The organism is Streptomyces sp. NBC_01450 (assembly GCF_036227505.1).
Taxonomy (GTDB): Bacteria; Actinomycetota; Actinomycetes; order Streptomycetales; family Streptomycetaceae; genus Streptomyces.
Map to the genome: position 1 here is coordinate 1,184,290 of NZ_CP109481.1, position 21,471 is coordinate 1,205,760.

Genomic DNA, 21,471 nt, shown 5'->3' on the forward strand with positions numbered 1-21,471 from the left:
TGCCGTGTCGCTAGCCTGTGCGAGTGACGCCTGCCGATGATCGACAGTTCCCCGCCGCGCTCGCCGCAGCGATGGCCGTACCGTTTGACTACGCGGGCGGTGACGGGGTCGACTTCGAACCTTTCGGGGCATTCCTGTCCGCTGAGGAGACCACCGACTGGTTCCGGGCCTGGACGGGAAACGGCGAACTGGACGGCGACGGCTTCCGTGTCTTCGGTCAGGATGGCTCGGGCGGGTATGCAGCGTTCTGGCTGATCCGCCCGAGCCAGCCACTGGCCGATCAACCCGTTGTCTTCCTCGGGTCCGAGGGAGAGACCGGTGTTGTAGCGCGTGATCTGGGCGACTTCCTGTGGCTACTGGCCGGCGGTTTCGGCCCCTGGGAAGCGGCCACCTCCTATGAGCCTGACTGGATCCCGCGCCCCAACCGCGATCTGACGGCCATCGCTGAGCGGTTCGCACCGGGCCAGCGTCGGTCAGCCGCTGGCGTGATCGAGCTGGCCACCCAGGAGTTCCCCGAATTCGACGACACCATCATGGAGCTCTGCCGTTGAATCTGCGCCGGAAACCTCTCGGCACCCAGCAGTGAGGGAGGGCGTCGAATCGCTCATTACGGGGTGGTCGGTGTCCACTCTGCTTCCGTTTCGGTTACTGCGCTGGTGTAGCGGAGGCTGGCCTTCGCGCCGAGGGAGAAGACGTGTGCGAGGTGGAGGGGGTCGGCGCCGTTGGCGAGGGCTTCTTCGAGAATGCGGTCCTGCCTCAGCTGATCGACGCCCACGGGTAATTCTTTGACCAGCCTGTCCATCCAGAACGTGCCCACGGCCGTTGTCGTGGTGGCGGTGTTCCTGGTGATCAGCAGATGTGGGTTGGTGCTGTTCGGCCATCGGCGATGGCGGTAGGCGAGGTACTCGTCGATCGCCTCGGCGGTGTAGTTGTCCAGGGGACGGTTCAAGCCCTCGGGGTCGAGTCTCCGTCCCGGCAGGTCCACATGTGCGACCAGCATCGATCGAATCTGGCGGGCGGGTAGCGCATGGATACCGGACAGGGCCACGACCACGCGAAGGGCCGGATCCTGCAGTGCGGCAAGAGCCACGGACTCCACCTCGTCCGCAGTGAGTGATGCGGGGATCTTGATCGCCACCTTGCCGCCCTTGATGCCTCGCATCGGGTTGGCGAAGATCAGCCGCTTGGCCTTGAGAGTGCTGAACAGCGAACGCAGCGCACTGGCGTCGTATGCGCGATAGGGCCGGTCGGCGAGCCAGCTGGTGATGTCGTCGCGAGTGGCCTGCCGCAGGGTTGAGTACTTACTGGCGTACTCGGTCAGGAACGGCAGGATGCTCCTCAGGTTGGTGATGACCGTTGCGCGGGCTCGTGGCCTGCGGCGCGGGGTCCCGTGTCTCAGGATGTCGATCCAGACGTCCAGCTCAGTGCGGACATCTGAGGCAAGGAAGGAGAGGTGTTCCTCGCACCAGGCGTCGAGCGAGTCGGGCCGGTCGTCGCGGAAAAAGGAGAGTTCCTCGAAAACTTCCAGGACGTGGTTGGCCGGCACTGCCATGTGGGTGAGCTGGGCGATGGTCGAGGCTCGGATTTGCTCCCCTGGCCGGTGAACTGCGCAGAGAATCCGGATGCCGCGTCGCACGGAGCCGAGAGTGCGGGGCGGCCAGCCGCGTAGTTCCGCGATCCGGGCGGCCCGGGCACTCAAGGATGCGGACAGTTGAGGGTCGAGTGGTGGGGCCTTGCTGCTGACTCCGCGAAGCTCGCGCGGCATCTCGAACAGCAACAGCTCCGTCCAGCGTGCCGCAACACGGTGTGGCCGCGGTGACCTCGGTTCCGTTGGAACAGGCTGCGGGGGTGGGCCGCCGCGTGGTCGCAGGGTGCCGATGATGAAGAGCTGGTGTCCTGTGCGGGCGGCTACGGTCAGGTCGACGCGGGTCTTGTTGTCCGGGCCAGCGATCAGGCTGGCCTGGCGGCGGCAGAGACGGCAGACCCCGTCCATCGCGGCGACCTCGCGTGTGCAGACGTCGCAGTGGCTGCTGTTGGCTTTCGAGGTGAAACCCCAGCATGCTTTGCAGCGAGGGCGGTCGATCCAGCCCCATCCAACGCAGTCCCGGCAGCTTCGGGTGGCCCAGGGACGTGATCGCCGGACGGGCGTGCTCATAGCGGCGGCCCCGAGCGACCCGGTCGGCGCTGGTGCATGATCGGGCTGCCGCCGACGACCTGCTTCTCCGCCTCCAGGCTCGCGGTCTCCTGCCGGACGCTGGTCTTCTCCGGGACGAGAAGGTCGGCGGTCGTGCAGTCCAGCACCTCGCAGATGATGTCGAGGTCGGCCAGGCGGACGGTCAGCGGCCGTCCGGACCACAGGTGGGACATCTTGCCGGCCGAGATCACCAATCCGGCGTCCGCCAGCATCCGTTGGAGCTCGGACGCCTTCCAGATATCGCGCTGGGCGGCGACCATTCGCAGATTCCACTTCATCGGCGTGTTCCTCCGAATCGCGTCGTGGCCCGTTGCCCCGCGCGGATCCAGGCATCTTCGACGTGGGACTTCTCGACGTGTACGTAGATCATGGTCGTGTTGAGCCATTCATGTCCGAGGACCTCTTGGATGGCAACGACGTCCATGCCGTTGCGGTAGAGGTCGGAAGCGGCGAAGTGTCGCAGCACATGCGGCGTGAGCTGGCCGGCCTGGTGAGGAAGATGCCGGGCGACCGCCTCGGCGAGCCCGGTCCTCAGAGCATCGTCGGTCACGGCCCTGCTGGAGCCGTCGCCGTATCTGCGTTCCGAGGGAAACAGCGGGGCACGGGGGTCGTTGACCTTGTCGTCGAACTCCCAGCGCGGCCCCGTCACCCACCATTCCAGCAGGTCACGGGAGCCGTTGATGAGCGGGACGAGCCGTTCTTTCTTTCCGCGGCCCTGGCTGCCCTTGCCCTTGAGGAGGACCTTGCCGAACCGCCCCAGGTCCCAGCGAACGTCGCCGATCCGCAGCAGGCACAGTTCCGAAATCCTTGGACCGATGAGGCTGGCCAGCCGTGAGGCGGTGTAGTTCCGGGCGGCCGGAGCGTACTTGCGTGCCTCTTCCATGTCGCACCGCCAGCCGCTGAAGAGCGTCGTGACCTCCGCTTCTGGCGGCGGGATCCGCAGCCTCGCAGAAGTGCCGCCACGCGGCCGGTTCATCTCGTCCAGCGGAGATTCGACGACGAAGCCGGTGGCCGCGTGGATGGCGGCCTTATGCCGTAGTTCGAGGAACTCGAAGAACACGGCGAAGGCAGCAGCCTGGCGGACTTTGGTGCCTGAGGCTGAGTCGCGACGGTGCCGCCCGAAGTACCGGTCGAGGTCGGGAGCCTCCATCTCCCACAGAGGCTGGCCGAACCATTCGCGCAGGCCAAGAATGGGCCCAACGTCGCCGCGGATGGTGTCGTCGAGGACTCCGGCAGAGGCCCGGGCGAGGACGAACTCAGCCAGCAGATCCTGCTCGAAGGCCGCGACCTCCTCGGAAGTCTCCAGCCGAAGCTCCGGCCGCAGATCGCGTACAACGGCCAGTGCCATCCCGTTCCTCCCCTTCAGCTATTCCTCGACTCCGCCATGACAGCTGAGGAGACTTCAGGATTTCTGAGAAACGAGCAGCAATCACCCGATCGTGTCCAGCAGACCGAAAGCTCCAGATCAAACAGCCATCGAGCTCGCTGGCGCAGTCGGGGTGCGGCTGGAACCCACGGGAACATGGACATAGTGGGCGCGGAAGGTGAGCCATCGCTCCGACTCCACCCGGCTGCGGCCGGTGCAGATCCGGTTGACCGCCGGCTTCAGATTGTCGTAACGGATGTGCCGGGCCGGCACCCCGCCCAGCACGTTGAACGCCTCGACAAGTCCCTCCATGAAGGACTCCTGGGCCTGCGAGGCATAGACCCTTCTCTGCACTATGCCGGGTGCCCTGCGATGACTCGCTCGACCACGGTGTCGGGGTCGGGATTCGGCGGCGTCAGGCGGGAGTGATGAATGGTCTCGCGCTGGCCCACTCCCAGAAGGCATCACCCGCGTTGACCGCCGACTCCATGACAGCGAACAGGCTGGAGGGCTCGGTGTTCGGCGGGACGTCGACGGCGACGTAGCGCTCGCCGCTCCACTCGCTCAGGAGTCCCGCCTGGCTGATCTCGGCCCTGATCCGGTCTGCCGCCTGCTGGCGGTCTTCGGCGGGCAACTCGAGGACGAACATCATCCGCAGTGCCCGATGCCCGGACGCCCTAACCAGCTCGTTAACGTAGTTGTCGTCCGTCAGCAGCACAGTGTCGCCGAGCGCGAGTCCATAGGTGAAGAACGGGATGCAGGCGACCTCGTAGGTCATGTTGGCGACGGCTTTGAGCCAGAGCTGTTCGACTTGTCCGCCCATGCCGAAGCTGGCCAGGTCGGCCCGCGCGATGAAGTTGCTCGCGGAGCGACCGACTGGATCGTCGTGAACGATGAACTTCATGACGTGCACTCCCTGGCGGCTCCGGTGGCCTGCCATGATGCCGTAGTCGATCAACGTGACCTCCGCCGGGGCGCCCCGATGTGGTGGGCCTGGGGCGGTGAAGCCGGCTCGGCCAGCCGGCATGGGTACTGCCTTCATCGAAGGCGACGCCACTGGGCGGGGATCCTAGCCGAGTGCTCCGACCCCGGATTCACCATGCCCTGCCTGGTGCCGTAGGCGTTCGACCTGCTGTTTCTTGTCAGCGATGTGTCGAAGGCTCTCCTGCAGGCCGGCGACCTCGCCGAGCCACTGCATCCGCTGGGCTTCGCCGAGGCGCTGGCGGGTGTTGGTCTCGATCTCCAGCAGCCGGGGCTCCTGGGCCAGGTCGAGCCGAAGCATGGGGCATCTGACGCAAGCATTTTCATGCTGTCAAGGTGTCCCATAGGGCCGGTCGCAGGTACCGAGCGCGACCTTCCGGAGACTGAAGTGGCCACGGAAGTCCTGCCACTCGGTGTCGCTGGGCTCACGATATTCTTCGCTGGGACGGTGCGTCCGGCGCTGGTCAATGAACTGCCGGTAGTGGCGAATGACCTCCTCGGGATAGACCGCGACGTAAGCCTGAGTTGTGTTGAGATCGAGGTGGCCGAGCAGCTTCGCGGCGATGTGGATCGGCAGGCCGCCGTTGACCGTCTCGGTCGAGAAGATTCTGCGGAAGTCGTGCGGCGTGAGCCTCAGCGGTGTCCCGTCGACGTCGACGATGCCGGCCCGCAGCGCCTGATCGGTGAGGAGCTCGCGGATCCGGTTGGGGGAGATGACCTGCAGCCGGTGCTGGGAGGGTCCCTGGAACAGGTGGGGCATCGGCGGGCCGAAGACCCGCTCGTAGCCGTCGTACCGAGTCAGCAGCGGCACCCGCTCGCCGGTGCCCTTGATGCGACGAATGATCCGGGCGAGGACGGCGACCAGATCCGGATCAGCGGGGATGACGCGCTCACGGTCGGTCTTGGACGGGCTGATCTGCAGCACCGCTCGCAGGGCGGTGTAGGTCAGCGGGCGCGTCGGTCCGCGCAGGGTCCACCACACCGGCTCGTCCGAGGCGGGGCGGTGGCCGTTCTGGGCCAGCTCGCCGAGGTAGAACGTCAGCCAGGCGAAGGCATCCGGAGAGGCCGGACAGGCTTCCTTCGCGCCGCCCAGGCCCTTGGTCTGCACGTAAATCCGGCCCTCGCCCGGATGGAGATCGCCGATCGTCATGCCCAGCGTCTCGGCGGCCCGCGCGCCGCTGGACAAGAACATGGAGAACAGCGCCCTGTCGCGGTGGCAGCCCAACGAGGTGAACAGGTCCTCGACGACATCGTCGGGGACCGCCCGGGGCTCGCGGTCGGCCTGCTTCTGGCGGTAGGCGCCCCGGCGGTGCAGCCGGAACGGCTCCAGCGGGTTGTGATGCGCGTCCAGCCGGCGCCCGTCACGGGACTGCGGTGGTACCGGGGAGACCAGTGGACCCTGCCCGCTCTGCAAGTGGTGGTCGTAGAACGCCGCCAGCACCGACACCGCGTGGTTGATGGTCGCCGGGGCGTAGCCCGACCTCAGGTACGGCTTGCCGGTGCGCGCGTTCAGCGACCCCGGCGCGGGTGCGTCGGGGTGGCGCCGGTCCCGCGCTGGGTTGTGGCAGGTACGGAGCCACAGGACGAAGTCGCGGACGTCCACGCGCTTCGCACGGTTCCATTCGACGTCCACTGCGGCGAGGAAACGGAACCAGCGCAGCAGGTCAAAAGCGTAGGAGCGGCAGGAGGCCGGGGTGTTGCCGCACGCCAGCAGCTCCCGCAGGAACTCGCTGGCCGGAGCGATCGGCCGCCCCGCGCCGTCGAGCACTACCCAGGGCAGGGTGGTGGCCGTGTTCGCCTTTACCCTGCCGACCCGGGCCACCAGCCCGGACACCTCGCGTTCGAGTACCACCGCACCGTGGTCCATCGCGTCTCCGTCTCATCGGGCACATCCCGAACGGAGACTCCTCGCCCTCACCGAGCCGACACGTAGGACACGCCGATAGTGCGGTCAACGGGTCGGTGGACGGCCTTGCCCGAGTACGACAACCGCAGCGTGAACAGGTGGCACTTGACCACCTCGCCCGCCAGCCGGACCCACACGTCAGCGAAGTCGGCCTCCGCTTCCTCGCCAGGAAGATGCACCTGAGGGACCATCCCGTCCAAATGCCGGTGCCCCTCCCGGGCCTCGGCCTCGATCTGCGGCCGCCGGACCAGGACGTAGTCACAGACCGTCGAGTACGACGCCTGGTCAAAGCCGTGATCCTGCGCGAGCCGCTGGTAAATCCGCCGGGCTGTGTGCTTCTGCTTGCGCGGCGCGGTGAGGTCCTCCCGCAGCATCGCGTCGATCCAGCCCTTGGCCGGATCCAGAACCGTCGCCCGCGGCACCGACTTCTTCCTCGGTGGGGGGACCGCCGAGTTCAGAGCCTGATGCACCGTGGTCGCGGCAAATGCTGTGGTCCTGACGGGACAACCCCGAAGGTGGGTCGGAGGTCTGAATCATCATGCGCATGTACCGGACCGGCGCCCTCCTCGGCGCACTGCTCGTCGCTCTGCTCACCTTCACCTCGTGCGGTTCGCCCCGGGCGGGGAGCGGGGGGAAGGCCCCGGAGCGGCCCACGCCGTGGACCACGCCGAAGGGGCCGGGCGGCTACGGCGGGCTGCTCCTGGGCGCACGCTGGCGGGTCGACTGGGTCACCGTCGACGGGCGCAACATCGACGCACCGCCGGACGCCGGCGCGTGGGTCGAGTTCAGCTACGACAACACGGCCGTGGGCGACTATGGATGCACGCCGTTCAGGACGTCGGCCACGGTCACCGCCACGACGCTCACCGTCGGTGCGGACACGTCGGGGGCGACGCCGGACGACGCGTGCCCGGCGAAGGAGCGGGCCTTCGAGGAGCGGATGCGGAAGATCCTCACCGGCGGCCCCCTGGCGGTGGCCGAGCGGGTCGACGACCTCTCGATGACGCTGAAGAACCAGCGGGGCGACTATGTCGCGTTGCAAATGCTGTGGCCTCAGGGGCTCTTCGGAGCGCCCTGGCAACTCCAGAATCTGATCGTCTCCGATGCCACCATCGACATGACGGCCGGCAAAGAGGTCTACTTCGTCTTCCACCGGGACGGCACGGTCACAGGAAAGGGAGGCTGCAACGGCTTCAAGGGCCGGGCCGCCTTCGCAGGCCAGCACGTCACGCTGTACCCGCTCACCCGGACCACGCACCGGACCTGCTCACGGGAGATCATGTCCGAGGAGGACGGCCTGCTCGACCAGGACCCGCGCACGTTCCAAGTGTGGGTCAATCACGGCATCGAGTTCGTGGACGAGACCCACGGCCTCGAGTTCTTCGGCCACCACTTCGTCCGGCTGACCGGCACACCGCCGCGCCCCGGGTCCTAGATTCGCAGTCGGCCAACGGGAGATGGAGAAGGTCACGTCACCCGGGACATCGCACGCGGTCTGTAAATCTTCCGTCGGCCGCCTCCGGGCCGTGCGAGGGCAACCGACAACAGCCACTAACGACCAACAACGACCATGAGGGCGCGGCAGTCGGCCGCGCCCTCGTGGTGTGTCTGCGCAGCTAGTAGGGCTTGGTCAGGTTCGTATCGGTGTGGGTATGTTGCGGTGGCAGGTGGGGCAGGCGCCGGTCCAGAGGGCGAGGAGTGTCTGCAGCTCGCGGACGACCTGGTAGAGGCTCAGGCCGGCGCTGGGTCTTTTGGGGCCCGGGCCAGTCGTTGCAGAGTGCAGAAGGCATGTGCGACAGAGACGAGGGTGACGTGGTGGTGCCAGCCGTTCCAGGTCCGGCCCTCGAAGTGGGCAAGTCCCAGGGCCTGTTTCATCTCCCGGTAGTCGTGCTCGATGCGCCAGCGGAGTTTGGCGAGCCGGACCAGTGTGGTCAGAGGCATGCCGGAGGGCAGGTCGGACAGCCAGAACTGCACCGGCTCGCTCTCACCGGCGGGCCATTCGGCCAGCAGCCAGCACTCCGGCAGCTCCGGGCCGTCGGTGGCCTGGCGGACCTCGCGTCCGGCAGGCCGGATGCGCAAGGCCACGAAACGGGAGTACATCCGCTTGCGGCCAAAGCGGCCGGTGCCGGGCCGGGAGCCCTCCCGCCACTGCACCGGCCGAGCTGCTTTCCGGCCCGCCGCGATGACCAGCTCCTTCACCGGCCGTGGCTTGTCGGGATACTTCGCCACCGGCGGGCGTCCGGTCCCGGAATACGGTTCGGCCACCGGCACCGCGCCGGCGGGCTGGGCCGACAGCGTGGTGGAGATCCCCACCACGTAGTTCAGGCCGCGATCCTGCAGTCCGTGCCGGAACGCGGCGGCGTCGCCGTATCCGGCGTCCGCGACGGCCAGCGGCACCTCGATCCCCCAGGAGCGGGTCTCATCGAGCATGTCCAGGGCCAGCTGCCACTTCTCCACATGCCCGACATCGTCCGGGATGCCGCAGGCGGTGCGGCGGGCGACCTTGTCCGCATCGGCCTTCGGTGAGGCGGGATCCCAGGTCCGGGGCAAAAACAGCCGCCAGTTGACCGCCGCCGAGGCATGGTCGGACGCGAGGTGGAGTGAGACGCCGACCTGGCAGTTGGTGACCTTGCCCGCGGTACCGGTGTACTGCCGCGACACACACGCCGAGGCAGTCCCGTCCTTGAGGAACCCCGTGTCGTCGAAGATGAGGGCGTCCGGCCCGATCGCCTCCTCCATCCGCCAGGCGAGCTGGGCCCGGATGTGCGCCGGGTCCCAGGGGCTGGTGGTGATGAAGTTGGCCAGTGCCTGACGATTGCCGTCCTCCCCGAGCCGGGCGGCCATCGGCTCGACCGACTTACGCTGTCCGTCGGTCAGCAGCCCCCGCAGATACACCTGCCCCCACCGGCGCTGGTCCTTACGCGCAAACGGCTCGAACACCTCCGCCGCGAACGCCTCCAACTCACCACGCACCACAGCAATCTCGTCCGGAGTCACACACTCTCAACGCCACACCAGGCCGACAGGACACGCATCAACACAAACGACCTGACCAAGCCCTACTAGACGAGTCATTCCGAATGCTGACGGTGTGTCTGGGAACGCAGACAGGGCGTCCAAGATCGTTGTGTGACGAACAACCTAGACGCCCTGCTGACCGCACTGTACGTGAAGATCGACGACGAGATCGGAGGTAGCCGATGGCTTGGCCGACCGCCGCAGCTGACGGATTCTGAGCTGGTCACCCTTGCCGTCGCCCAGGCGCTGCTGGGCTTCACCTCGGAGTCGCGCTGGCTGCGGTTCGTGGACTCCCGACTGGGAGCGATGTTCCCGTACGTGCCCAGGCAGCCGGGCTGGAACAAGCGGCTGCGGGCAGCGTTGCCACTGGTCAAGAGGGCAATACGACTGCTGGCCGTCGATACGGACTTCTGGTTCGACAACCACTGGATCATCGACTCCACACCGGTGGAGTGCGGCCGCTCGCGTCCGACGGTGAAGCGGTCGGACATGGCCGGCTGGGCCGGATACGGGTACTGCGCCTCGCACTCCCGGTTCTTCTGGGGCCTGCGCCTGTTCCTGGTATGCACCCCGACCGGGATGCCCATCCTGTGGGCACTGGCGAACCCGAAACTGGATGAGCGGGAGGTGCTGTCGGCGATGCTGGACCGCGAACCGCACCTGTCCACGGACCGGCCGAGCCTGCTGGTGATCGCAGACAAAGGCTTCGCCTCCAAGGAGTTCGAGGCCGATCTGGCCTTCCGGGGCGCGGAGTTGCTGCGTCCTTCTTTCAAGCGCGAGAAGAAGCGCAGGGGCGAGAGCCTCCTGAAGTCGGTGCGACAGCTGATCGAGTCGGTCAACGACACCCTCAAAGGCCAGCTCGACCTGGAACGGCACGGTGGACGGACCTTCGAAGGTGTCGCCGTCCGCGTCGCCCAACGCATCCTCGCGATGGCCGCCGCGATCTGGCACAACCACAAGACCGGCCAGCCCGTCATACGATCCTTGATCGCTTATGACCACTGACCACATCGGAATGACTCGTCTAGCTGGCGGGCCCGTCCCAGCGCGGCAGGCAGCGTGGTGTACCGCCAGCGCAGCGCCGGCCCCACCGCGTGCGGCGCGGTGTAGGTGAGCATCGGCAGCACATACGTCTCGGTGTCCCAGAAGCAGTGGCCGTTGTAGCCCGGGCCGGTCAGGCCCTTGGCGGGGATGGCCCGCTCCTCGGCGCGAGCCGCTGCCTGAAGCACGTGGAACAGCGCGAACCGGACGGCCTGCTGGATCTCGGTGTCGCCCTCCAGCTCGACATCCGCCCGAGCCCAGAAGGCGTGCAGGTACCCGCGTTGTTCGGCGAGCAGGCCCTCCCAGCCGGTACTGGCCGCCCCAGCCAGCGCGGCGTCGACCTGGTCGCGGACGGCCGACAGCGACCTGGCACCCGACCAGCCGTAGGCGACGGTCTTCTCGACCCGCAATCGCTGGCCCGGCCGCAACAGCGAGGTCACCGTCAGCCGACTGAGATCCTTGCCGCTCTCCGCGGAGGCGGAAGTGCCCTGGGGGCCCGCGATCAGATGGTCGGCCGCCGCCGCCACGCGCAACCCGCTGCGGGCCGTGCGGTGCACCAGCCGCAGCCTGCTGTCCTGTGCAAAGTCCTCCTCGGGCTGCAGGACCGAGCCCAGGGAGGCCGAGACCCGAGGATCGCCCTCGCGTCTCGGAAGCTGTTCATTGGCGACCAGCTCGGACTGGAGCACAATCCGGACCTCCTCGTCCCACTGCCTCGACCTCATAGGCGATCGCGGCGGTCGCCCGCTGGGTGAGTGAGACCAGCCGGGTCGAGCGGATGCGCACCGTGCGCCCCGACGGAGTTGTCCACTCGACTGTGCGGTGCAGTACCCCGGCGCGGAAGTCCAGCACCCGTTCGTGGCGGTGCAGTCGGCCGTAGCGCAGGTCGAACGGTTCGTCGTCCACCAGCAGCCGTATCACCTTGCCGTTGGTCACGTTGATGATCGTCTGTCCGGACTCCGGGTATCCGTAGCCGGCCTCCGCGTATGGCAGCGGACGGAACTCGAACACGCCGTTGAGGTAGGTCCCCGGTAGCCCGTGTGGCTCGCCTTCGTCCAGGTTGCCGCGCCAGCCGATATGGCCGTTGGCCAGTGCGAACACCGACTCGCTCTGCTCCAGCACGTCCAAGTCGAGCTCGCTCTCCCGCAGGCACCACGGTTCGACGGTGTACGCAGGATGGGTGATCATGACGGGCCTCCCGCACTCGGTGACGGTCGCGGACGATCGGGCCGTGGCCCTGACTGCCGCTGGTCTGTGCGGCGCGTCCGGGAGAGGCCGGCTGGTCAGGGCGGGCGGTGCAGAAGCCTGGGGCCGTGGTGGTCCGGGCCCCCGTGCTCCTCGCTGTACGGGCGGTGCCTGAACCCGTGGTGCGGCGATGCCGCAGGCGCACGGCCGGCGGGCGACGCAGGCCGGCGGCACAGGCGAAGTCCGGACGTGTGAGCGGGCAGCGTCATCATCGGTTAGAGCACGATGCCCAAGGGGTGTTCGAGGAGTGTTTTGAGGTCGGCGAGGAAAGCAGCGGCGGTGGCGCCGTCCAGGACGCGGTGGTCGATGGACAAGGTCAGCGCCATGGTGGTGCCGACGGCGAGTTCACCGTCGCGGATGACGGGCTGGGTTTGCGCGGCGCCAACGGCAAGGATGGCGGCCTGGGGCGGGTTGATGACGGCGGTGAAATGGTCGACGCCGTAGGTGCCCAGGTTGCTGATGGTGAAGGTGCCGCCGCTGAGGTCCTCCAAGGCCAGGCGGCCGGCGTGGGCGTTGTCGGCCAGGGCGTGGGCCTCGCGGGCGATCTGGGTCAGGGTCTTGCGGTCGGCGTCGTGTACCACGGGGACGGTCAGGCCGTCGTCGAGGGCGACGGCGATGCCGATGTGGATGCGGCGGTGGCGCAGGATGCGGGTGCTGTCCCAGGAGGAGTTGGCCTGCGGGTGGGTGCGCAGGGCTGTCGCGCACGCTTTGACGAGCAGGTCGGTGACGCTGATGCGGAGGCCGGGTTCGCCGAGTTGCGCGTTGATGTCGGCGCGGAAGGCGAGCAGCGGTTCGACGTCGATGACGGTGGTCAGGTAGAAGTGCGGGGCCTGCTGCATGCTCTGGGTCAGGCGCTGTGCGGTGAGGCGGCGGATGGTGCTCAGCGGCACTTCCTCGACGTCCTCGGCCTCCTCGGCGGGCGTCGGGTGCGCCGCGGCGGGTCCGGCGGGCTGAGCGGGCTCGGGTGCGGTGGGGGGCCGGATGGCGCCTGGTTGTCCGCCGTGCCGGGTGATGGCGTCGTCCACGTCCGCGCGCACGATACGCCCGCCGGGGCCGCTGCCGGTGACGGTGGTGATGTCGATGCCGTGCTGGCGGGCCAGCGCGCGGGCCAGAGGGGAGGTGCGCACCTCGTACTCGTCCCCGCGTTCGGATGCGGGCGGCTCCCCGGCGGGGACGGTCCGCGCGGGGCCTTCGGTCGGCCCGGCGGGGGGTGCCGGGGCATCTGCGGCCGTCTGCCGGGCTTGCTCAGGTGCGGCCTCATCCGGCGCGGCCTGGGGTTCGGTTCCGATGACGGCGAGAGGGGTTCCGATGGGCACGGTGGTGCCTTCGGCGACGAGGATGCGGGTCAGCGGCCCCTCGTCGTATGCCTCCAGTTCCATCACGGCCTTGTCGGTTTCGATCTCGGCGATGGCATCGCCCTTGCGGACCGGGGCGCCCTCGTGTGTGAGCCATCGGCTCAGGGTGCCCTCCTCCATGGTGTCGGACAGGCGGGGCATGAGGACTTCAGGCATCGCGGCCTCCTAACCGCCTGCGGGTGTGGTGGGGTGGGCGGTGAAACCGGTGGCGTCAAGGGTTTCGTAGATCACCCGGGTTAGGGCTGCCGCGTCGGGCAGAGCGGCGGTTTCCAGCTGCTTGGCGTACGGCAGGGGGACCTCGGCCGCCGCGACGCGGCGGACGGGCGCGTCGAGGCGGTCGAAGGCCCCCTCGGCGATGGTCGCCGCGATCTCGGCGCCGATGCCGTAGCTGAGCCAGTCGTCTTCGAGGACGACGGCACGGGTGGTCTTGCGCACCGAGGCACACACGGTCTGCCGGTCCAGCGGACGCAGGCTGCGCAGGTCGACCACCTCCACCAAGACGCCATCCGCCTCCAGGCGGCGGGCGACTTCGAGGGCGACCACGGTGCCCCGGGAGTAGGCGACGACGGTGACATCGCTGCCGGTCCTGACGACCGCTGCGGTGCCGATGGGGGCGGTGTACTCGCCGTCGGGAATCTCGCCTTTGGTGTTGTAGAGCGCCAGGTTCTCCAGCACGAGCACCGGGTCGTCGTCGCGGATGGCGGCGGTCAGCAGCCCTTTGGCGTCCGCCGGGGTGGCGGGGGCGACGACCTTGAGCCCGGGCACGTGGGCGTAGTACACCTCCAGGTTCTGCGAGTGGGTGGCGGCCAGTTGCTGCCCGCCGCCTCCGGGGGTGCGGATCACCATCGGCACGGTGACCTGGCCGCCGAACATGGCGTGCATCTTGGCGGCGTGGTTCACGATCTGGTCGATGGCCAGCAGGCTGAAGTTGATGGTCATGATCTCCACGACCGGCCTCAGGCCGAGCATGGCCGCGCCGACCGCAGCGCCGACGAAGCCCTCCTCGCAGATCGGTGTGTCGCGCACCCGGCGCGGCCCGAACTCGGCCAGCAGCCCGGCGGTGATCTTGTAGGAGCCTTCGAAGACGCCGATCTCCTCACCAATCAGTAGGACGTTCTCGTCCCGCAGCATCTCCGCCCGCAGCGTGTCGTGCAGCGCCTGGCGGTAGGTGACAGCGGCCACGGCTACTCCTTCCCCGGGCGGTCGGCGAAGAGCCCGGAACCGGCCGGAGTGTCTCCGGGCAGGCCGAAGTAGGTGTTGGCGACCTCGGTGGCGTACACGTGGTCGAACAGGGTTTCCGTGGCCGGGGGCGGGCTGGCGTCGGCGAAGTCGACGGCGGCGGTGACCGCCTGCTCGCATTCCTCGTCGATGCGGTCCGCCGCCTCCTGATCGAGGATGTGTTCCTCGATCAGCCGGACCCGGAAAGCGGGCAGCGGGTCCTGCTCACGCAGCCGCTCGGTCTCCTGCGCGGAGCGGTAGCGGGCCGGGTCGACCACGGAGTGGCCACGCAGCCGGTGACTGACCGCCTCCAAAAGCCGGGGCCGGTGCTCGGTACGCGCCTGTTCCAGGGCCGCCTGCGCGGCATCACGGACCTTGATGACATCGTTGCCGTCGACCCGTGCGCCGGGGATCCGGTAGGCGCAGCCGCGCCGGTACAGCGCGGGCTCCCCGGAGGCGGCCTCGACCGGGGTGCCCATACCTAGGTGGTTGTTGACGATGACGTAGACGATGGGCAGGTGCCATACGGCAGCGAGGTTGAGCGACTCGTGGAAGGCGCCGATGTTGGTAGTGCCGTCGCCCAGCAAACACATCACGGCCTCACTGTCCGGCCCGGGCGCGCCGCGGTGGGCGATCGCGAGGGCCGCTCCGGTCGCAGGGGGCATCTGGCCGCCGACGATCCCGTAGCCGCCGAGCATCCGCAGTCCCGCGTCGAACAGATGCATGGAGCCGCCTCGCCCGCCGGACAGGCCCGTGGCGCGGCCGAACAGTTCGGCCATCACCCTGCCGGGATCGGCGCCGCGAGCGAGCGCGTAGCCGTGATCGCGGTAGGTGGTGAACAGGTAGTCGGTCGGCCGCAGTGCGGCCATCAGGCCGACGACGGTGGCCTCCTCGCCCAGGTTGAGGTGGCAGTAGCCGCCGATCTTCGCCCGGGTGTACATCTCCGCGGCCCGCAGTTCGAAGTGCCGGATCAGGGCCATCTGCCGGTAGTAACCACGTAGCGCCGCCGGGTCCTCACTCGCCGGGGGTGCCTGTGGGTGTGGCTCGGTATGGTCCTGCGTCGGGTCCATGGCCGGTGTCTCCTGCTGTCGGGGCCTGCTGTCTGCCAGTGCGTCAGCTGCCGGGGGGCGGTTCCTGCTGCAGAAACCGGTCCTGGCCGGCGTCGCAGGTGGGACAGTGCTGCGGCGGGTGCGGGCCGCGCTCGGTCTGCCCGCAGATCTGGCAGGCCCACTCGGTGGTGAGCAGCGCGATCACGTCGGACCGGCTGACGATGCCGACCAGGCGCTGTCCGGCCAGTACCGGGACGCGTCGGATACGGCGTTCGACCAGCAGGTGGCGTACCTGCTCGATGTCGGTGTCCTCAGTGGCGGTCATCACCTCGCGGGTCATCACCTCGCGGGCGGTGGCTCCCTGGCGGGCGAGCAGGTCGTACTCGCTGACCAGGCCGACCACTGCGCCGGCGGTGTCCAGGACCGGCACGGCGCTGATCCGGTGCCCGCCCAGCACTGCGGCGATGTCGGCCACCGGGGTGTCCTCGGACACGGTGACCACCTGGGTGGTCATGATCTCTTTGACCTTCACCGTGTTCCTTCCTGGTGGGTGCAACGGCCGGTCCGCTCGACTGCGGTGGGGCGTCTCACCGCGGTTGAGTGACGCCGAGCACGGAGAGCGCCTCGCGGACCATCTGGTGGGTGAAGCCCCACTCGTTGTCGTACCAGCTCATGATCTTGACCAGGGTGCCGTCCACGACCCGGGTCATCGCCGCGTCGACGACCGAGGCCCGGGAGTCGCCGATGATGTCGCTGGAGACGATCGACTCGTCCGACACGCCGAGGATGTCGCGGTAGCGGTCGGTGGCGGCTTCCTCACGGAAGATGCCGTTCACTTCCTCGGGAGATGTAGAGCGGGCGGTGACGAGCACGATGTCGGCGATCGATCCGACTGGGATCGGGATCCGGACGGCCACCCCGTCGAAGCGACCGGCCAGTTCCGGGAGTGCCTTGGTGGTGGCGAGCGCGGCGCCGGTGGAGGCGGGAAGCATGTTGGCGGCTCCCGCCCGGCCGCGCCGGAAGTCCTTGCTGGGCCCGTCGATGAGCTGCTGGGTGGAGGTGTAGGCATGGATCGTGGTCATCACGGCCCGTTCCACGCCGATTCTGCGGCCCACCACCTCCACCACCGGGGTGATGCAGTTGGTCGTGCAACTCGCGCAGGAGACGATCTGCTGCCCGGCCGGGACGATGTTCACGCCGTGGACCACAGTGGCCATCGTCTCGGTACGGGCGGGCGCCGAAAGGATGACGAACCGCGCGCCCGCGGACAGGTGCCGAGCCAGTTCCTCTTCGCGCCGGAAGGCACCCGTGCACTCCAGGACGAGGTCGACTCCCAAGTCATCCCACGGCAGCTCGGCCGGGTCGCGGCGGCTGTACAGCGGGACGGTGTGTCCGTCGACGACCAGTGCGTCACCGGCAGCGGTGACGGACTTGCCGTAGCGACCGTAGACGGTGTCGTGGGTGAGCAAGTAGGCCAGGTTCTCGGCGGGGACCAGGTCGTTGACCGCGGCCACCTCAACCCCGTCGAGGTCGTGGAGAATCTTGAACGCGGCCCGTCCGATGCGTCCTAGCCCGTTGATCGCGATCTTCGCCATCCGGCATCTCCTTCCCACCGTTTCGGGCAATTGCGGACGATGCCCCCGACCCGTCCTATCACCACTGCGCTCGGCGCGCAGGAGGGGGTGCTCCAGGCCGAGGCCGCCGCGCACCACCTGCCGCGGGGCTCCCGGACGCACCATTTGCGGGCCGGGTACGCGCGGTCGAGACTGGCGATGGCTCGTTCCGCTTGTCCGGGCGGGTACCCCCTGCCGGGGTGCGCCGGCCCCGTCGACACGACCAACCGGGGCCGAGGTGAACGACCTGACGTGATGGCAGAGCGGTCGACGAGCCGACCAGTACGGGAGTCCCAGCGCGGGCGCCCGATCCGGGCGGGGACCCTGCGCCGGCACGCGTGGTGGCACCGGGCCTGCGCGAATCGCCGCCGATCCATGCTGAGGAGGCACACGCATGTCCCTGGACAGCTTCGCCGCCCGCGGCACGCTCCACGCCGATGGCACCTCCTACCTGTTTCACCGGCTCGATGCCCTGCCTGGCTCCCAACGTTTGCCGTACAGCCTGAAGGTGCTGCTGGAGAACCTGCTGCGCAATGAGGATGGCCGCACCGTCACCGCCGACCAGATCGCCGCGCTGGCCGGGTGGGACCCGGCGGCAGAACCGGCCACCGAGGTCCAGTTCACCCCCACGCGGGTGCTGATGCAGGACTTCACCGGGGTGCCGTGCATCGTGGACCTTGTGGCGATGCGTGAGGCCATGGCTGCGCTCGGCGGCGATCCGGCGCTGATCGACGCGCGGCGGCCCGTGGAGCTGGTGATCGACCACTCGGTGATCGCCGACCGCTTCGGTTCCCCAGCGGCCTTCAGCCGCAACGTGGAGTTCGAGTACCGACGCAATCTGGAGCGCTATCAGTTCCTGCGCTGGGGGCAGACCGCGCTGCGGAACCTGCGCGTCGTCCCTCCTGGAACCGGAATCTGCCACCAAGTCAACCTGGAGCACCTGGCCCGGGTGGTGTTCGCCGAGGACAGCACAGCCTTCCCCGACACTCTGGTCGGGACCGATTCCCATACCCCTATGGTCAACGGGCTCGGTGTGCTCGGCTGGGGCGTGGGAGGCATTGAGGCAGAGGCAGCGATGCTCGGCCGTCCGGTGAGCATGCTCATCCCCAAGGTCATCGGCGTGCGGCTCACCGGCGCGCTGCCCGAAGGGAGCACCGCCACCGATCTGGTGCTGACCATCGCCGAGCGGCTGCGCCAGCACGGGGTCGTGGGCGCCTTCGTGGAGTTCTACGGACCCGGCGTGGCCGAGGTGCCACTGGCCAATCGGGCCACCATCGGCAACATGAGCCCGGAGTACGGCGCCACCTGCGCGATCTTCCCCATCGACGCCGAGACCCTTGCGTACCTGCGGCTTACCGGCCGGGACCCCGGCCAGGTAGCGCTGGTGGAGGCGTACGCCAAAGAGCAGGGACTGTGGCACGACCCCAGCCACACCCCTGACTACTCGCAGACCCTCGAAGTGGATCTGTCGGCCATTGTCCCGTCGATCGCCGGGCCCAAACGGCCGCAGGACCGCATCGTCCTGGCAGACGCCTCGCGGGTCCTCCGCGCTGTCTTGGACGGCGACGTGACCTGTGACGCGGCCCCGGTCGGTCTGGACCAGAGCGGCGTGGAGTCCTTCCCGGCGTCCGACCCGGTGGCTGTCACCGGCAGCCACCCCGGCGACCGGCCGGGGTGCCTCGATGCGACCGGAACGGGCAAGGCACGGCCGCCTGAGCGCGTCCCGGTGACGCTGGAGGACGGCAGCAGCTTCGAGATCGGGCACGGCGCCGTCGTGATCGCCGCGATCACCTCGTGCACCAACACCTCCAATCCACAGGTGATGGTCGCCGCCGCGCTGCTGGCCAAGAAGGCCGTCGAGCGCGGCCTGCGGTCCAAGCCCTGGGTGAAGACCAGCCTCGCGCCGGGATCGAGGGTCGTGATGGACTACTTCGAACGCGCGGGTCTGATCCCGTACTTGGACACGCTCGGCTTCGACCTGGTCGGCTACGGCTGCACCACCTGCATCGGCAATTCCGGCCCGCTGATCAGCGAGGTCTCCCGGGCGGCCGCCGACGCCAACCTCGTGCTGGCGTCCGTGCTCTCCGGCAATCGCAACTTCGAAGGCCGCATCCACCCCGAGACGAAACTGAACTATCTGGCCTCACCGCCACTGGTGGTCGCCTACGCGCTGGCCGGATCAATGGCCGTCGACCTCACCCGCGACCCGCTAGGCACCGGCGACGACGGCCGGCCCGTGTACCTGCGCGACATCTGGCCCACCCAGGAAGAGATCCAGCAGGTGATCTCAGCCAGCCTGCGGCCGAGCATGTTCACCGACGGCTACGCAGACCTGTTCACCGGTGACGAACAGTGGCGGGCCCTGCCCACCCCCGAGGGCGACCTGTTCGCCTGGGACCCCGCCTCGACGTATGTGCGCAAGCCGCCCTACTTCGAGAACATGCCCCGCAGGCCACAGCCACCGGATGACATCACCGGCGCCCGGGTGCTGGCCTTGCTCGGCGACTCGGTCACCACCGACCACATCTCCCCGGCCGGCACGATCAAACGGGACTCACCGGCAGGCGAATATCTGCAAGCCCACGGCATTGCACTTGAGGACTTCAACTCCTACGGCTCCCGGCGCGGCAACCACGAGGTGATGATCCGCGGCACCTTCGCCAACATCCGGCTGCGCAACTTGCTGGCCCCCGGAACCGAGGGCGGCTACACCCGGCATCTGCCCGACGGCGAGCGGACCACGATCTACCAGGCGGCGATGCGGTACGCCGCCGAGGGCGTCCCCCTGCTCATCATCGCCGGCAAGGAATACGGCTCCGGATCGTCGCGGGACTGGGCCGCCAAGGGGACCGCGCTGCTCGGCGTCAGGGCCGTCCTGGCCGAGTCGTTCGAGCGCATCCACCGCTCCAACCTGATCGGGATGGGCGTCCTGCCGCTGCAGTTCGCCGCCGACGACAACGCCCGCTCCCTCGGCCTGGCCGGGGAGGAGAGGTACACCGTCCACGGGCTGGCCGAGCTGCCCCACGAGGTCACCGTCGAAGCGGAAGGACCTGGCGGCACCACGCGGTTCACCGTACGCCTGCGCCTGGACACCCCCACGGAAGCCGACTACTACCGACACGGCGGCATCCTGCCCTACGCCCTGCGAACCCTGCTCCCCACATGACACCGCGCCAGCCCACGCCGGAGGCTCCCCGAAGCATCGACAACACACCGCCGCGTACCCACGGCAGCAGCAACCTGTTCGGTGGCGTTTACGACTACCGGCAGAGCATCCCCGGGGCGATTCCGCGACCTGTTCGCCGCCAGCCACGACCTCACCGCGACGCCCACGCGCCGCTGACCTACCAGATCCCTGACACCACCACCTGGGTCATTCTCTCCGGACTGGCCCCACGCCAGCTGGTCCGCGCCAGGAGCGATCCGCTGTGATACCTGTTGCCGCTCTACAGCCTCTACCGCAGCCGCCTCCCGGCGCCACCAGTGAACCAGGAACCAGCGGACAACGCCGACATCGCATCGGCACCCGCGGCTGACCAATGCCCGAACCGCGCACCAACGCGTGCCGCCACACATACCCCCGGAGACCGCACACATGCAGAAGATCTCCCTGGACGTACAGGCTCGTGAGCAACTGGAACGCGCCGCCGCCAGCTCCAGCGGGCGCAGCGCCACAACTGTCTACGGCGGCCACCAGCACACACTGCGCCAGACCGTCCTCGCCCTGACCGCCGGCACATCGCTGGCCGAGCACGAGAACCCCGGAGAAGCAACCCTGCTCGTGCTGCACGGACGCGTACGCCTCGCCAGCGGCGACACCATGTGGGAGGGGCGCAGCGGCGACCTGATCGTCATCCCCCCGGCCCGCCACAGCCTCCAGGCGATCGACGACGCGGCCGTGCTCCTCACCGTTGCCAAACACGGCTGACCGGTGAACCGCACAGCCAAGGACAGCAGAGAGCTGCTCACCTTCGGGCACAGCACCGCCACCAGAGAACAGATGGCCGCCCTTCTCGACGGCGCCGATGTGCTGGCCGTGGTCGACGTCCGCACTGCTCCTGGAAGCCGCCACAACCCGGACACGAACCGAGGCGCCCTGGAGCAGTGGATGCCGCGTCAGGGGATCGCCTACCGGTGGGAGTGCCGGCTCGGAGGTTTCCGCAAGACCGCGCCGGACTCACCCGATACGTTCTGGCAGAACGCCTCCTTCCGCGGATACGCCGGGTACACGCGAGACCCGCAGTTCGTGGCAGCAATGGACGAACTGCTCATGCAGGCCGCGGCCGTACGCACCACGGTCATGTGCGCGGAGGCGGTGTGGTGGCGTTGTCACCGTCGGATCATCGCCGATTTCGCGGTACTCGCGCGCAGGACCCCGGTGCTGCACCTGTCCCATGACGGGCGGCTCACGGAACACCGGCCGACGGTTGGTGCCCGGCTGCGTGACGACGGCCTCCTGGTGTACGACCAGCACTGAGCAGGCCTATG

At 68.5% G+C, this 21,471-nt stretch carries 21 protein-coding genes and 1 pseudogene; 7 read left to right on the top strand and 15 right to left on the bottom strand.

What is annotated here, in order from left to right:
- Positions 1-23: 23 nt before the first annotated feature.
- Positions 24-551, top strand: a complete 528-nt coding sequence (locus OG568_RS53995) for an SMI1/KNR4 family protein (RefSeq protein WP_099945918.1) — start codon at positions 24-26, stop codon at positions 549-551.
- 56 nt (positions 552-607) lie between these two features.
- On the opposite strand, the gene OG568_RS54000 is transcribed toward OG568_RS53995, so the two are convergent.
- The 8 genes from OG568_RS54000 to OG568_RS54035 form a co-directional block, all read right to left on the bottom strand.
- Positions 608-1,636: a hypothetical protein gene (locus OG568_RS54000; RefSeq protein WP_329537375.1), complete on the bottom strand. Its 1,029-nt coding sequence runs from the start codon at positions 1,634-1,636 to the stop codon at positions 608-610.
- A 515-nt stretch (positions 1,637-2,151) separates the two neighbouring features.
- On the bottom strand, positions 2,152-2,472 hold the full coding sequence (locus OG568_RS54005; RefSeq protein ID WP_099945916.1) for a helix-turn-helix domain-containing protein: 321 nt from the start codon (positions 2,470-2,472) through the stop codon (positions 2,152-2,154).
- Entirely contained in the window at positions 2,469-3,542 is a 1,074-nt protein-coding gene (locus OG568_RS54010; protein WP_329537376.1) for a tyrosine-type recombinase/integrase, read from the bottom strand. Before OG568_RS54010 ends, OG568_RS54005 begins: the two co-directional genes overlap by 4 nt.
- 117 nt (positions 3,543-3,659) lie before the next feature.
- Positions 3,660-3,872, bottom strand: coding sequence for a hypothetical protein (locus tag OG568_RS54015; RefSeq protein ID WP_329537377.1), 213 nt, complete (start codon positions 3,870-3,872; stop codon positions 3,660-3,662).
- 103 nt (positions 3,873-3,975) lie between these two features.
- Entirely contained in the window at positions 3,976-4,518 is a 543-nt protein-coding gene (locus tag OG568_RS54020) for a DUF4265 domain-containing protein (RefSeq protein ID WP_329537378.1), read from the bottom strand.
- 111 nt (positions 4,519-4,629) lie between these two features.
- On the bottom strand, positions 4,630-4,842 hold the full coding sequence (locus tag OG568_RS54025) for a hypothetical protein (RefSeq protein ID WP_329537379.1): 213 nt from the start codon (positions 4,840-4,842) through the stop codon (positions 4,630-4,632).
- Between the two features lie 30 nt (positions 4,843-4,872).
- Positions 4,873-6,408 (bottom strand): tyrosine-type recombinase/integrase, encoded by a 1,536-nt coding sequence (locus OG568_RS54030; protein WP_329537380.1) that lies wholly within the window; start codon positions 6,406-6,408, stop codon positions 4,873-4,875.
- 47 nt (positions 6,409-6,455) lie between these two features.
- Positions 6,456-6,869: a hypothetical protein gene (locus tag OG568_RS54035; RefSeq protein ID WP_329537381.1), complete on the bottom strand. Its 414-nt coding sequence runs from the start codon at positions 6,867-6,869 to the stop codon at positions 6,456-6,458.
- Positions 6,870-6,991: 122 nt separating this feature from the next.
- On the opposite strand from OG568_RS54035, the gene OG568_RS54040 reads away from it, so the two are divergent.
- The gene (locus OG568_RS54040) at positions 6,992-7,882 is read left to right on the top strand and encodes an META domain-containing protein (RefSeq protein WP_329537382.1); all 891 of its coding nucleotides are present in this window, start codon (positions 6,992-6,994) and stop codon (positions 7,880-7,882) included.
- Positions 7,883-8,178: 296 nt separating this feature from the next.
- On the opposite strand, the gene OG568_RS54045 is transcribed toward OG568_RS54040, so the two are convergent.
- On the bottom strand, positions 8,179-9,444 hold the full coding sequence (locus OG568_RS54045) for an IS701 family transposase (protein WP_329533128.1): 1,266 nt from the start codon (positions 9,442-9,444) through the stop codon (positions 8,179-8,181).
- A 132-nt stretch (positions 9,445-9,576) separates the two neighbouring features.
- On the opposite strand from OG568_RS54045, the gene OG568_RS54050 reads away from it, so the two are divergent.
- Positions 9,577-10,470 carry an IS982 family transposase gene (locus OG568_RS54050; RefSeq protein WP_329530528.1) on the top strand — a complete coding sequence of 298 codons (894 nt, stop codon included), beginning with the start codon at positions 9,577-9,579 and terminating at the stop codon, positions 10,468-10,470.
- A 20-nt stretch (positions 10,471-10,490) separates the two neighbouring features.
- On the opposite strand, the pseudogene OG568_RS54055 reads toward OG568_RS54050, so the two are convergent.
- The 6 genes and pseudogenes from OG568_RS54055 to gap form a co-directional block, all read right to left on the bottom strand.
- A pseudogene (locus OG568_RS54055) lies at positions 10,491-11,691 on the bottom strand (family 65 glycosyl hydrolase); the annotation flags it as partial.
- A gap of 272 nt (positions 11,692-11,963) precedes the next feature.
- Positions 11,964-13,259 carry a dihydrolipoamide acetyltransferase family protein gene (locus OG568_RS54060; RefSeq protein ID WP_329537383.1) on the bottom strand — a complete coding sequence of 432 codons (1,296 nt, stop codon included), beginning with the start codon at positions 13,257-13,259 and terminating at the stop codon, positions 11,964-11,966.
- Between the two features lie 9 nt (positions 13,260-13,268).
- Positions 13,269-14,285, bottom strand: coding sequence for an alpha-ketoacid dehydrogenase subunit beta (locus OG568_RS54065; RefSeq protein ID WP_329537384.1), 1,017 nt, complete (start codon positions 14,283-14,285; stop codon positions 13,269-13,271).
- 2 nt (positions 14,286-14,287) lie between these two features.
- Positions 14,288-15,391 (bottom strand): pyruvate dehydrogenase (acetyl-transferring) E1 component subunit alpha, encoded by a 1,104-nt coding sequence (pdhA, locus tag OG568_RS54070; protein WP_329537385.1) that lies wholly within the window; start codon positions 15,389-15,391, stop codon positions 14,288-14,290.
- A gap of 43 nt (positions 15,392-15,434) precedes the next feature.
- Positions 15,435-15,884, bottom strand: a complete 450-nt coding sequence (locus OG568_RS54075; protein WP_329537386.1) for a CBS domain-containing protein — start codon at positions 15,882-15,884, stop codon at positions 15,435-15,437.
- A gap of 73 nt (positions 15,885-15,957) precedes the next feature.
- The gene (gap, locus tag OG568_RS54080; RefSeq protein ID WP_329537387.1) at positions 15,958-16,965 is read right to left on the bottom strand and encodes a type I glyceraldehyde-3-phosphate dehydrogenase; all 1,008 of its coding nucleotides are present in this window, start codon (positions 16,963-16,965) and stop codon (positions 15,958-15,960) included.
- 412 nt (positions 16,966-17,377) lie between these two features.
- Here gap and OG568_RS54085 point away from each other — a divergent pair, with 412 nt between their 5' ends.
- The 4 genes from OG568_RS54085 (at position 17,378) to OG568_RS54100 (ending at position 21,460) form a co-directional block, all read left to right on the top strand.
- Positions 17,378-20,149, top strand: coding sequence for an aconitate hydratase (locus OG568_RS54085; protein WP_329537388.1), 2,772 nt, complete (start codon positions 17,378-17,380; stop codon positions 20,147-20,149).
- On the top strand, positions 20,146-20,415 hold the full coding sequence (locus OG568_RS54090; RefSeq protein WP_329537389.1) for a hypothetical protein: 270 nt from the start codon (positions 20,146-20,148) through the stop codon (positions 20,413-20,415). The genes OG568_RS54085 and OG568_RS54090 overlap by 4 nt, the downstream gene beginning before the upstream one ends.
- Positions 20,416-20,578: 163 nt before the next feature.
- Positions 20,579-20,911, top strand: a complete 333-nt coding sequence (locus tag OG568_RS54095) for a cupin domain-containing protein (protein WP_329537390.1) — start codon at positions 20,579-20,581, stop codon at positions 20,909-20,911.
- A 72-nt stretch (positions 20,912-20,983) separates the two neighbouring features.
- Entirely contained in the window at positions 20,984-21,460 is a 477-nt protein-coding gene (locus tag OG568_RS54100) for a DUF488 domain-containing protein (RefSeq protein WP_329538283.1), read from the top strand.
- Positions 21,461-21,471 lie beyond the last annotated feature (11 nt).